This is a genomic window from Sphingomonas arabinosi (assembly GCF_036663715.1).
Lineage (GTDB): Bacteria > Pseudomonadota > Alphaproteobacteria > Sphingomonadales > Sphingomonadaceae > Sphingomonas.
This window is the reverse complement of record NZ_JAXOJN010000019.1, coordinates 16005-29182: the sequence shown is the minus strand read 5'-3', so window position 1 is coordinate 29182 and position 13178 is coordinate 16005. Positions and strand designations below refer to the sequence as shown.

The 13178-nt window shown below is 61.4% G+C and carries 10 protein-coding genes; all 10 read right to left on the bottom strand.

Features of this window, described 5'->3' with window-relative positions; genetic code table 11:
* Window positions 1–17: 17 nt before the first annotated feature.
* Window positions 18–512 (bottom strand): metallophosphoesterase family protein, encoded by a 495-nt coding sequence (locus tag U1708_RS18880; protein WP_332747675.1) that lies wholly within the window; start codon window positions 510–512, stop codon window positions 18–20.
* Between the two features lie 71 nt (window positions 513–583).
* The gene (locus U1708_RS18875; protein WP_332747673.1) at window positions 584–2707 is read right to left on the bottom strand and encodes a heavy metal translocating P-type ATPase; all 2124 of its coding nucleotides are present in this window, start codon (window positions 2705–2707) and stop codon (window positions 584–586) included.
* Entirely contained in the window at window positions 2676–3482 is an 807-nt protein-coding gene (locus U1708_RS18870; protein WP_332747671.1) for a c-type cytochrome, read from the bottom strand. The genes U1708_RS18875 and U1708_RS18870 overlap by 32 nt, the downstream gene beginning before the upstream one ends.
* A gap of 193 nt (window positions 3483–3675) precedes the next feature.
* Window positions 3676–4902, bottom strand: coding sequence for a c-type cytochrome (locus U1708_RS18865; RefSeq protein ID WP_332747668.1), 1227 nt, complete (start codon window positions 4900–4902; stop codon window positions 3676–3678).
* On the bottom strand, window positions 4899–5513 hold the full coding sequence (locus U1708_RS18860) for a cbb3-type cytochrome c oxidase subunit II (protein WP_332747666.1): 615 nt from the start codon (window positions 5511–5513) through the stop codon (window positions 4899–4901). The genes U1708_RS18865 and U1708_RS18860 overlap by 4 nt, the downstream gene beginning before the upstream one ends.
* Window positions 5510–7111: a cbb3-type cytochrome c oxidase subunit I gene (locus U1708_RS18855; RefSeq protein WP_332747664.1), complete on the bottom strand. Its 1602-nt coding sequence runs from the start codon at window positions 7109–7111 to the stop codon at window positions 5510–5512. Before U1708_RS18855 ends, U1708_RS18860 begins: the two co-directional genes overlap by 4 nt.
* 7 nt (window positions 7112–7118) lie before the next feature.
* Window positions 7119–8474, bottom strand: coding sequence for an alginate export family protein (locus U1708_RS18850; protein ID WP_332747662.1), 1356 nt, complete (start codon window positions 8472–8474; stop codon window positions 7119–7121).
* Window positions 8471–10042, bottom strand: coding sequence for a bifunctional metallophosphatase/5'-nucleotidase (locus U1708_RS18845; protein WP_332747660.1), 1572 nt, complete (start codon window positions 10040–10042; stop codon window positions 8471–8473). The genes U1708_RS18850 and U1708_RS18845 overlap by 4 nt, the downstream gene beginning before the upstream one ends.
* Before the next feature lie 61 nt (window positions 10043–10103).
* Entirely contained in the window at window positions 10104–10655 is a 552-nt protein-coding gene (locus U1708_RS18840) for a DsrE family protein (protein ID WP_332747658.1), read from the bottom strand.
* Window positions 10656–11065: 410 nt separating this feature from the next.
* Entirely contained in the window at window positions 11066–13156 is a 2091-nt protein-coding gene (locus U1708_RS18835; RefSeq protein WP_503676850.1) for a protein-disulfide reductase DsbD family protein, read from the bottom strand.
* Between the last annotated feature and the right edge of the window lie 22 nt (window positions 13157–13178).

The window sequence follows — 13178 nt, the reverse complement described above, 5'->3', positions numbered from 1 at the left end:
ACCCAGGCAGGCATCCCCTAAGTGGCCCGCTTCGGATCGGTACAGGTGGCCCGTTTCACGTTGGAACGGTGGCCCGCTTCAGAGCGGTACGCCCGGCCCACTTCATCGGAATACGCAGCTGGAAAGAACAAGGCGTCGTCAGCCTTGTGGTGGACGTTGGCCGCAAGGATGGGATAATCGAGCGCTTCGGCGATCCGCTTTGCCCCCGAGGGGCCATAGGCAAATTCCCAGTGAACGGTCATCGCGTCGAACCCAAGCGCGTTGGTGATGGGCACCAGCGCCAGCCCTTTGCTCGCAACGGCAACGTGAGTTCCGTGGAAAGTGTCACCATTATCGAGCGCTATAACGGCCCCCGGTCGTTCAGCGCGTACCTGATCGAACAGACCTGCAATCCGCGACGCCCCCCCAAGTGTCGTGAGCCGCCACTTTCCACCGCAATCGCGAACCAATTCGGTATGGGGTTCTATATAGCCGTGCAAGTCGTTGAGTTGCAAAATCGTCACGTCGGCCATGGGGTGGTCCTCGTCGAATCGGGTATGAGATACCTCGTTCACCGCTCAGCTTAAGGCTGCCTTACTTCATGTCATGTCAGGCGGTAGGTGTTGACGACAACCAGCATCGAACTGGCCGTCATCGCTATCGCCGCCGTCACGGGGGTTAGCGTTCCCAGCATCGCCGCAGGAACGAATACGGCATTATAGGCAACCGCAAACCAGAGACTTTCACGCAGCAAGCGGCGTGTCCGACGGGCAAGGCGTACCGCGGTGACGACACGCTCTAGACCTCCATCAACGATCGCAATCGCCGCAGTCGCAGTGGCGGTGGCGTGAGCGCGTGCAACGGTCATGCCTATGTCTGCTGCTGCAAGTGCCGGCGCATCATTGATGCCGTCGCCGACGAACAGCACCGGCCCGGCGGATCGGTGGACGAGGTCGGCTTTCGCCCCCGGAAGGCAGCTGGCAACCACCTGGTCTGCTGCCAAACCGATTGCCTGCGCCGCTGCCCGGGCGGCGCCCTGCCCATCCCCCGTCGCCAGCTTCAGGTTGACGCCTTGGCTTCGTAGCCAGGAGATCGTCGTTCGAGCGTGCTCATCGACCTCGTCGACGATCGTCAAATCGCCGACCCGCTCTGCATCGACCCAGACGCTCAGTCGTGTGGCGAAATCATCGCCCCCCGCCTCGGCAGTGGTCACGCGGATCATGCGACCCATGCCGTCGTCGGCCGAGGCGCCCCGCATCTCGCGCGTCCCCCCGAGCCCCCTTGGCCCTGTCTTTGCAATAATGGCACGGGCGATCGGATGATCGATTCCTGTTTCCGCTCGAGCGGCATAAGCCAGCAGATCGTCGAAGCCGCAGCCGTTCACAGGTGTCACACCGGCAACCACCATGTGACCCGAAGTGATCGTTCCGGTCTTGTCGAAAATGATCGTCCGGACCCTTGCCAAGGCATCAAGTGCGGCGGGCTCCGCGATCCGGAGGCCCAACTTGGCTCCTGCCCGTACCGCACGCAACAACGTAATTGGCCGCGCGATGGTCAGCGCACACGGGCAGATCACTACCGCAACAGCAAGAGCGGCCGTCATGCCTTCGATAATTGAACCGGTATGTACCCAGCGACCAGCGAAAACCACAAGCGTCAGCATCGGCGTCAAGCGGACCAGCCAGTCGACAAGCTTCGTCATCTCGCCGTCGGGCTCCCCGCGCGCCGCGATTTCCAGCGCAACACGTCCCCCCATCCGGTCGACATCGCGGTCGCCTGGTCCCCGATCGACGCGCACAGTCAACCTATGCAGCAGGTTGAATGTGCCTGCCTGAATGCGGTCGCCTGGTTCGACCGCTTGTGGCCGTGCCTCCCCCGTCAGGAGTGTGCGGTCGAGCGCACTTGAACCGGCCTCAATGATACCATCGACGGTAACGGCAGCGCCCGCGTCCACCACCACCAGATCATGGACCGCAATATCCCTGATCGGACGTGGCGCCGTGCCATCGGCCAATTGCGCCAGTTCGGGTGCCAGTTGTTCGATCGCCTGCAGAGCGCCGATCGCATCACCGCGAACACGCGTTTCGATGAGTTGACCCAGCAAGCGAAGCATTATCAGCATCGTAGCCGCGTCAAAATAGACGTCGCTGCGTCCACGCGCTAAATTGACTAGCGAGAGAGCAACGGCACTGGCGACGCCGATCGTCAGCAACAGATCGATGCTCGCGACACGCATTCTGAACGATTTGCCGCCCATGCGCAGCAATGATGCTCCCGAGAAACCGATTGCCGGCGCGGCCAGCACGCCGGATCCGAGCGCCAGCCACCAAGCCGTTGAAGCATCCAGGTCGGGTTCGACATAAAGGACTAGCGCTGCCGCCATCGTCCACATGCCAAAGAATAGCGCGACGGAAAGTCGCCACGCAAGCCAACGCGTAGCTGACGCCATGCGTTCTGCCGTTGCGGCCAGGTCATGGTACTCGATGAAACGGTAGCCTGCCGACAGGACGCAATCTTCGATCGTGCGACGATCACATCGTTGATCGTCCCACCGCAGCAGGGCGGAGGCCGTGACGAAATGCACCCCGGCGTCGACGACGCCGTCGAGCCGCCGCAATCGGGTTTCGAGACCTCGTGCACAGCCGCCGCAAAACAGTCCTTCGACTGCAAAGAGCTGCCGCGTTTCCAAGGTGGTCTCAGTGCCCTGGGCGGGCGGTGCCGACGCCAATCAATCGTCCGTCGAGCGTCTTGCCATAATAGCTCTTCTCATCCTTGTGATGGGCTTTCGCGGCATCGGCTACCGTACCCGTCTGGCGCGGGTCCTTCGGACGTTCGTGACTGTTAACAAACGCGGCTACATCCCAAGCCTGTTGGTCGTTGAGACGGTTGCCCTGTCCCAGCGGCATATTGGCCTTGATAAAGCCTGCTGCGTTATCAATCCGCGCCATGCCCGCGCCCCAGTTATAACTGTGCGATCCCCATAGTGGTGGAAAGACCACGCGCCCGTTGATATCCTGCTGTCCTTGTCCGTCGCCACCGTGGCAGGCGGCACAGTTTTGCGCATAGACTTGCGCGCCGCGTGCAGGATCGTAGCCGGCAGTCGACAACTTCAGTTTTGGGTAGCCCGCCCCCTTCATATCAACGCCCGTCGGTGCGTTGGTGGCAAGCCAGTGGAAGTAGACCTCAAGATCTTTGTACACGTCGGAGCCGGATGGGGGCGGTTTGCCCGTGGGCCCGTCTTGCGCGTTCATGGAATAGGTGAAGCAGCCCTTCACCCGATCCTCCATCGTATTGATCGCCTTGTTCTTCGAGCGATATTTTGGATAGGCGACCCATGCTGCCCACATTGGTGCACTGTCCGGTTTTCGCCCTCCATCCAAATGACAGTTCGCACACGCTAGAGTGTTGCCAACGAAGTCACGGGCGTTCGTACCGGGGTTGAGGAAGATCTGCATGCCGCGCCTGATCGCGTCACCTTCGGGACCTTGGGGGATCGACGACATTGCGGGTGGCGAAAAGGCAGCCGGCTGTACCTGCGACCTTTTGGGCGTTTCGGTTCGATGACCAATGAGCCCTGTGTCCACGACTATCGAACCAACGACAAAGAGAGCTGCCCCCCCACCCAACGCGAGGACGGCAGTGCGTGCCATACTGGCATGCCGTTGCGGCCGGGTTCCCTGCGCATCTGGCGGCGGATCAGCGGGTGCCGGCTCGGTCATGGAGCGTCTCCTTCGGGCCACCGGCAGGCACCGGCGGCAGGGTGGCGAGATAATCAGCGACGGCGCGGCGGTCTCCGTCGCTGAGCGCAGCGGCGATCCTGTTCATCATATCGACGGGAGCATTGCGTCTCGTGCCGCCCCGCCACGCGGCGAGTTGTTCGGCGGTGTACGACGGATGTTGCGCAGCCAGTGCGGGAAAAGCCGGCGTGACGCCAAAGCCCGATGGCCCGTGGCACGAGAAGCAAGCCGGCATGCCCTTCGACCAATCGCCCTGAAGCGCCAGTGTTTCGCCGCGACCAAGGTCACCACCCAATTCGGGCCGTGCGGTCGATGGAGACCGGATCGCCGCGTAATAGGCGCCGAGCCTGCTTCTCTGGCCAGTCGTCAGTGCCCGCGCGATAATCGCCATCGTCTCATTGCTGCGCCGGCCAGCGGCAAAGTCACCGAGCTGCTTGGTGATATATTCGCTGGGCAGCCCGGCAAGACGTGGCACGCTCCCACGCCCCTCCCCCCGAGAACCATGACAGGAGGCGCATGCCCAGACAGTGCCGGCTCCTTGACGCACCAGAGAGAGGGTTGCCGGATCGGTCGCCGCGTCTCGTGTTGCGAGGGCTGGCGGTTGTGGCGGCAGCGCCGGGTCAATCGTCCGGGCGATCTCCGCGCCGCCCGACCACGCGTCGCGCGCCGGAAAGCGCGCGCGTTGCCCGGCAATGAAGGCGGCGTCCACACTCCGCTCCGCCCCGCCCCAGGTCTTTCGTACATGATTGGCAACGCGAGCAAGTTCGTTGTCCGAGAGGATGCTGGCGAAGCTCGGCATGTGCCCGTCGAATATCGCATCACCAACGCTAAGCGGGCCATCGATGCCATGAAGGAGGATTTGAGCGACCACCTCCGGTTTCGCAGCGGCGAAGGGTGAGCCGGCAAGCGGTGGAATAGCGCCGGCAATACCGACAGCGTTTGGTTGATGGCAGGTCGCGCACCGTGCAGCAAAAATCGCCGCGCCGCTCATCGGCGTGTCCGCTGCTTGCGCCTGTGCCTCACCGGCCCTTTCGGAACGAGCAACACCGACTGCGTGATTGGTGTGGTACAGCATGACGACGCCCCACAGGGCGAGAGCGACGGCAATCCAGAGCACTGGCAGCGGAATGCCGTGATGCTCTTCATAGGGTTCAAACGTCTCAGCTGGTGCGCGCGGATCGTTCATCGCTCCGCCTTTGCATAACCATCATCCCGTTCGCTGTGTGCGAGCGCAGGCATGGTCCGGTCTAACGACAGTAGATAGGCGACAAGCTCGAGCGCTTCCGGTTTGGCGACCACCACGCCCCGCCTGGGGCCTTGACCGGCCGGTATCATCACTACGACGTCGCCCGGATCAGGATGCGCCTTGACATCGAACAGGAACGGATAGGCTGGCATGATGCTCCATGGCGAGATACTTCGAGGCTTATACAAGTGCGTAAGATGCCAATCACGACTGGGAAGCCGAGCGCCGACGTTGAGGAGATCAGGACCGGTGCGCATCGTGCCAAGAAGATGCGGCGTATCATAAGCATAGTCTGATGCTACCGCAGCCCTGCCCCATCCGCGTTCGTCATCGGGTGCCTGATCCGCGCTTCGCGGCTGCTGGCTATGGCAGTAGACGCAGCCCTGCGACACGTAGCTCTGCCGACCCCGCAATTCGATTGGCGTATATGGCCGCAGACCGGGCGTCGCCGATTGCGCGCGAATTTGCATGCCTGGCACGATCACGAGGAGAAGTGTTGCGAAGGCCAGAATAGCGAGCGCGAGGATGCCAATCGGCAAGATGCGATTCATGCTGCTACCGCCGGCGTTGTCGACATCGGCGCGTCCTTTGGCCTTGCGGGACTTCGGCGTAGCAACATCACGGCAAAGTGAACGGCGAAGAGCAGATGACCGATCGTCATGAGGGCACCACCGACCGAACGCCCCTCTAGATAAGGCTTCAGTAGCATCACGCTGTTTTCGAATGGTTGCGCAGCGTCGAGCATCGCAAAGCCTTGCAGAACACCACCGATGCTCAGCGATATAAAGTAAATTGCGAACCCAGTGACGACGAGCCAGAAATGCATCGTGATTGCCCGCGGCCAAGGCCATGCGCGCCCTGTGACACGTGGCATCATGTGATAGATTGCGCCGAACAATATGAAAGATACGAAGGCATACGCCCCAAGGTGCGCGTGGCCGATTGTATATTGCGTGAAGTGTACCACGGTATTGACCGAACGCACCGCTTCAATTGACCCTTGGAATGAAGCGAGAGTATAACAGACGGCACCAAGTGATATGAACCGCAAGGGTATAGAGGTCTTGAGGGCCGCCAAATTTTGCGCAACCGTCACGTGCTGATTGATTGCGACTGCGATCACGGGCACGAACATCATGATCGAATGCACGATTGACAGGGTCACAACCCACGTCGGGACCGGCCCGCCGATCAGATGATGAATGCCCACCTGGCTGTAGAACAGTGCGAGCGCCCAGAAGCCAAGCAGTGACAGACTGTAAGAGTAAATTGGTTTTCCGATGATCTTGGGGATGAAATAATAGCCTGCGCCTACACCAAGGGGGGTCAGCCACAATCCAAGGACATTGTGGGCGTACCACCAGTTCACGCTAGCTTGTTCGGCACCCATGAAGACGTACGGCACATTTGCTACGGCGAACAGAACCGGGAACCAACAGACTGCCGCGATCCAGTACCAGCCAGTGACGTAAATATGTCGTACATTGCGCGCTGCCGCCGTACGCAGCAGCGGCAGGACAAAGAAGGCGCCGGCAAGAGCCATCAGGATATCGATTTGCCATGGTATCTCCAGCCATTCCTCGCCATCGGTCCAGCCGCTGGCGATTGCGACTGCACCGGCCGCAAGTGCAATATTCCAGAGAACCGCGCCGATGATCGGCAGCACGGGATGCCTAAGCTTGGTGTGGAACATGCGGGGCGCCACCCACATGACAACCGCGAGGAGACCAAGAGACGACCAGCCGTAGATCACAAGGTTGAGATGAAGCGTCCGAATACGCCCGAACGTCAGCCAGGCCTCTCCATCGAGCCAATCCGGCCAATGCAGTTTCAAAGACGCCACCAGTCCAAAGACTGAGCCCAGAACGAGCCAGAATATTGCGCCTACCAATAGGACAGTGACGGGTCTTGCTGATACCGCGTCGATGCCCGCGCGTGCCGGATCGTAATGGTGTGCTATCGGCCCGTCCGACCCCGACGTCAGTCCGGGATCCTCCGCTTGGCCCTCCTCTCCGGCGACGAAGATGGAGCGTGCCTGCGTCTGATCGAACGCGAGCTGTCGGTTCGCGACGGCCCAGATCAAGAACGCCAATGCGAGCAACGACACCACAAAGCTGAGTGCCAGGAGAAGGCCGATGGTCAGTCCCATGCCCGCCTCAAAAGTTCAGATTAAAGCTAAGATAGCCGTAGCGCGTATTGCCGGTGGACGGGGCATTGGGCGCGTCTCGCAAGAAGCGTCCCTTGAAGAGTATCGCGGCACCCGCATCGATTTGCGCAATTTTCGGAACGATCCAGTAGCGCACGCGACCTTCCACCTGTTGCCCCGCGAAGCGGCCCGATCGTCCGCTTGGGTCACGCACGCTGCTAGCACCAAAGGCATCGGTCGCGCTGGCAAGCCACAGAGCACGATACATGGCGAACCCATCCCACCGGTTGCTGGGCTTTGCCTCGACACGAACCCCAGGGGTCATCGCATTAGATCGTGAAAGGACACCGTACAAAGAGGTGGGGTTGAGTTCGAAACTTCGTGCACCATAGAGGGTGTCGAAGCGGCCAATATGATCGCTGGAACCGTTGCCGCTGCCCTGGTCGTACAGAACCGCTACCCGCGGTTGCCACGCGGACCCAAAGGTGTATCCGATTTCGGCATGACCCGCCCAGGCGCGAACTCGGTGATCGACTATATCTGCTGGATTGGTCGATGCCCGGGCTTTACCGATCTGGCCCTCGTACTCAAGGTCAAGATCCAGCACCCGTTTCGCTGGCTTACGATGAAGCCTGACCCCGGGGGTCGCCAAATGCCTGTTCGCGGTCAGATATTGGGGCGCGTCGCGTTCGACAAGTCCATAGGTGAAGGCCTCAAGGCGCAGGTTCGACCCGACCGGTATCTCGTACGAGGCTCCGAAGAACTGAAGATCGTCGGTCTCCCGGTCGAACACCACGTGATTGGATAGTACGCCGTCGCGATCAGACGGTAGCCGCATTTGAGGCATCGTCCAGAAGGCGTCAAAACGCGAGCCGCCCTCCTGTTCGTGGTGCAGATGCACACCGGTAAAGGCATTGGTCGTGTTGCGAAAGTTCTGCCGTGACACGAGGCGGCGTGACCCGATGTCAAGGGTCATGCGACCGGCATCCACTGTCGTGTCGCTGTTGAGATCGAGCCCGACATAGGCTTGAACGAGCTCAAGTGCATTGACTTCGCTGGTCCCGGCGGAGGAATCTCGTTTCTCGAGATAACCCCGCGCGTCCCACAATTCCGCGCCGAAGCGGACTGGACCAGTGTCGTATTCAGCGGCGATCGTGGTCCTAAACGTTAGCAGTCGATCATCGCGGGCCGCGTTTGGCCGAAATTGCTCGTCAATGCCTTCGATCTGGGCTCGGAATGTACCCGACAGCTTGAGATTGTCGGGTGCGCCGACCGCCGCATGCAGAGGAGTTTCCGTCTTCTCCTGTGCATGGACTGATGGTGCTGCCAACAGCGCTACCGCGCCGAGCCCGACGCGCCCGATCATTGCCGCGTTACCGGGATGACGCGGATGTAACCCTGTTCCGGAGCAACGATTGTTCCACGCTTTTTCAAGGCCGCCTCGACGAGATCCGTCACGCTGCGCGTGTCGGTCACGATCTCGCTACCCTTTGCGAATGCCGTGTACCGGTGGAGGCCCTCCAGCATGCCGACATTCGTTGCTACCTTGTAGCGCTGGGGAAGGTCCAATGGGACGCTTGCAACGGTAACATTGGATACGCGCTTGCCTACAGGACGGTTGAGGTCAGCTGTCCAGGCCAAGCCTGACGTCTGGACCAATCCGCCGACCCGATCCATATCGTTGCCGGGATTGAGGTTGGTTGCGCTCTGCTCGAGAACCGCCATGATCTGCGCGCCGGTCATGTTGAGCGTCACCAGCTTCGTCGGGTGTGGCAGCAGCGTGTAAAGGCGGTCGCGCGTTACCGGTCCGGGCTGGATCGACACACCATAGCCGACGCCGGGCATGAAGGCGATGTCGGCGCCGCTTGCATCGCGCATGATGCCTCCGACCAGCGAATCGAACGGGCTTTCCGATTTATATTGTCGTCCGATGCGGTCGTAGGCCGTAGCGAGCACCTCATCCATCCGAGCCTGATAGGGGGCATCCGTTGCAGCGACTGCGGCCTGGGTTTCCGCGTCTGCGGGGAAGCGGTCATTCCAGAGCTCGATCACGTCCCCGTCCACCGCCTTCAGCTTGCGGTCGCTACCGATCGTCAGCGTCAGACGTCCAAGCATCGCGGCATCGGAAAGTGCTTGCACGATCCACGTGCTTCCGACTTTTTCGGGCGGAGCGATCCGGTCGTGCGAATGTCCGCCAACAATGAGATCAACCCCCGGCACCTCCCGCGCGAGTTTGCGATCGACCGTCGTGCCCTGATGCGACAGCAACACCACGATGTCGGCCTGCCGCCTTAATTCGGGCAGCAGCCGCCGCGTGGTCTCGATGCCGCTGGTGAAGGTGAGTTTCTCGGAATTCTTCTTGGATCCGGTTTCGCCGGTGTTGTGATAGCTGAGCGCCAGCACCGCTACACGGGCACCGCCCAGCGTGAAGATTTGCCATGGTTTACCAAAGACGGGCTGGCCGTTTTCGAGAGTGTTTGCCCCCCGCATCGGGAATTTGGCGATCGCCTGGAGCTCGCGGGTGCGATTGAGGCCGTAGTCGAAATCATGATTGCCGAGCGCCATGAACTGGTAGCCAAGGCCGTTCATCAGACGGATCATCGCCTCGCCACGGGTCGCATTGCCGACAAGATCGTCACTAAATGTGTCGCCTGCATCGAGCAGCAGGACATTTTCCGCGCCACGCTCGATACGCGTCTGCTTCACGACGCCCGCGAGGGTGGCAAAGCCGCCGATCCGGCCGGCTCGGGAAAACTCGGAGGGCGAACGGCCGGGATCACCGGTCTGTGAGGTAGCGTCACCCGGCGCCACATCGAACGGTGCGTGACGACCATGCATGTCGTTCGTATGGAGGATCGTCACGCGCCGATCAGCCGCTTCCGCTGCTCCGGTACTTACGATTGCCGCCAAAAGTCCGGCAAGCCAGTTACGCATCTCGTTCCTCTCCCGTCTTGACGAAACGAACCCTCGCCGCCTTAAGGCAGTCTTAAACCGCTCAGTCCGGGATGAGTGCCCATCCCTGCAACTGCAGTGTCGCCAGCGTCGTCAACGCGGCAACATCCACCCGGACGTCCTTGACGACCTCGTCTTCGGTGAAGCCCTGGCCCTGCAGGGCTTGGTCGCACACGGCAACGGTAACGCCCGCAGCCTTCAGTTGGGCGATCAGTGGCAGGTTCGGATTGGATTTGCCGCCGGTCTTCTTGGCATAGGCTGTATCCTGCACGATGGATGGCGTCGCTGGGCCATGGACGATGGCCACAATGTCGCCGGCGGAAGGTTTCACGCCGTCGATCGCCAACAGATTCATGAAACGGGCCACCTTCTCGAGCGACGGATTGGGTTTGTCGGGCGTCATCGCTGCCTTGGTGATGTTGAAGAGCACCCGGTAGCGGATCTTGGCGTCCGGTCGCTGATGAGCGCCAACGGTCGGGAAGGTCTTGCCATAGCCGGTGATCGCCGGACCATCACGAAGTTGCGCCATTGCCGTGGCGGGCATGATCGCGGCGGACGCTGCGATCAGCAGCGATCCCATGAGGAAATGTTTCACTTCTGCTTCTCCTTGTCAGGTGTGATTTGGCCCGCCCGTGCGAAGATGGTATCCGCGCGCTCTTTGATACGCCAGCTAACATAGCGGGGCGGCATCCCTGCGGCGCTTCGCCGGCAATGCGATGCCGACATCACGGTAGACCGCGAGATGCCGTTCGCGTGAAACAGTCTCGCTGATCCGCGAAATGGCGTTTTGCCCCCTCGCGCAGATGATATCTGCATCATCAAAGCGTCCGTAGGACCCCGCCCCCCCCTCGGTGCTCGATCTGGCATTTGCTTCCTCGTGTCGCGCTCCAAAGCTGCGGCATGATTCATCGTTGGGGCCGAGCGCCCAAATTCATTGCCCCCGACCCGCCTGTCGGCATTGCGCGGTCGAACCCTCGGCGATGGCAATCATAATCATCAAACACTTCACTCGGCGTTGGTCTGCGTAAGATCCGGGAGCGTGGAAGGGGAGAGGATTTGTGGCAACGTCCGGCCCGAAGCGCCGGGATGGTAGAACAGGTAGAACGGTATGCTGTTTCTGCCATGCCGGGCCAGAAAGCGGGTGATTGCCGGATCGTTGCGTGTCCAGTCACCGACCAGCGTGACGACACCGCGGTCGCGGAACGCTGCCCGTGTTCGTGCCGTGTCGATCGCAAACTTGTCGTTTACCTTGCATGAGAGACACCAGTCGGCCGTGAAGTCGACGAACACCGGCGTTCCAGCGCGACGAAGCTGCTCGAGCCGCGCCTCGCTGAAGGGCTCCCGCACGGGTAGATCCGTCGCATCCGCCGTTTGGAGTGATGCGGCTTGTCCCGGCGGGGACGGCTCGATTGCGATGATTGCAATGCCGATCGAAACCATGATGATCAGCAATGACGGCGTGGCGCTCACGCCGCGTCGCTGTCGCATTCCAGCCCACCAGAGCAGCGCGCCTGTCATGGCGATCGCGGCCAAGCCGATCGACATGCCCTGAACACCTGCCTGGCGGCCAAGCAGCCATGCCAGCGCGACAGTCGTCGCGAGCATCGGAACAGCCAGTATGTGACGTAGCGTCTGCATCCAGGGTCCCGGTCGCGGGATCCGCTGACGCACAGCTGGAACGAGGCCGATCAGCAGGAACGGCAATGCAACACCGAAGCCGAGCCCGGCGAAGACGACAAGGGCATGAAGCGGCGGCATCGTCATTGCCGCGCCCAGCGCTACGCCCATAAACGGGCCGCTGCAGGGTGTCGCGACCAGGGCCGCAAGCGCGCCGGTTGCAAAAGCGCCACGGCCTTGATGATGCGAGGTGATTGCCGTGGGAAACTCGAACAGACCGGCGAAATTGAGCGCAATCGCCATCGACAGTGCCAGGAGCACGACCACGACGCGGGGATCCTGAAGCTGAAATGCCCATCCTGCCTCGACGCCCGCGGCACGCAATATGATAAGCAGGCCACCAAGCGCCATCGCCGCGATCATGCTGCCGAGCGTATAGGCAATGGCCTCGCTTGGTGCCTTGCCTGTGTTCCCGACGCGCGCCAGCGCGACGGCCTTGAGGCTTAAAATGGGAAACACGCATGGCATGAGGTTCAGGACGATGCCGCCCGCAATAGCGGCTAGCAGCGTCAGCAGCAGACCAGCCGGCTCGATCGCGGACGCATCCGTGTCGACGACATCGGGGGGCGACACAGCCTCGACCGTGGGCAAGGCGGGTGCATTCCGCTTGGGCGCATCTATCGATGCAGACGTCGCGCTTGCGCTGACTGCCTTGGGTTCGACAGGGCCACGTACGGCCGAGATCACATAGGCGTTGCGTCCGTCCGCCAGCACGCCCGTAAGCCGGTCGGCGTCATAAGGTTTCACCCCATCCATGACGATCGCGAGCTCACCATCGGTGCGGCTCACCTGCTGCTCGGCGTTCGCCGCGAAGATTGAATCATCAGCGGGGAAAAAACGGGTACGATCGGCCTGGAGACGATCGGTGCCGTCGGGAATCTCTATCGTCAACTTTCCGTTGGTCGCGCTGTATCGCGCGCCGTTGATTGCCCTTGGCAACGCGTCCCGTGCTTGCCGGATGATGTCCGCCGTCGCGGGATCAGCGGTACCGTCTCCGGCTGTGAGAACGAGATTGATGGTTTTACGTTCTGGGACGCACAGCGCGTCCGAGCATGCGAGCCAGCTCACGTCTGCATGGATTGGTACCTTGGTCCCGACGGGCACGGCCTTGGGAAGCGTTACGCTCGTGCTGAGCAAGGCAGGCCCTGCATGTACGTAGCTTGCGATACCGCCAAGCTCGAGCAAGGTTGGTGCCGGGTGTACGATAGGACCAAAAGAGACGCCGACCGGCGCCCGCCATGTGACCTCGAGAGGCAGTCCGCTATCGCCGGGATTGCTCCAGTAGCCGTGCCAACCGGACTGTGGCACCATCCGGATGACGAGTGGTTCAGCCTGACCGGGAGCAGGTCGAAGAGACGCCGGTAGAATATCCACCGTGATGTGGCTTGCGGGTTGCGCTGATGCCGGCACCGCCGGCATCACGACAAACAATGCGATCCAA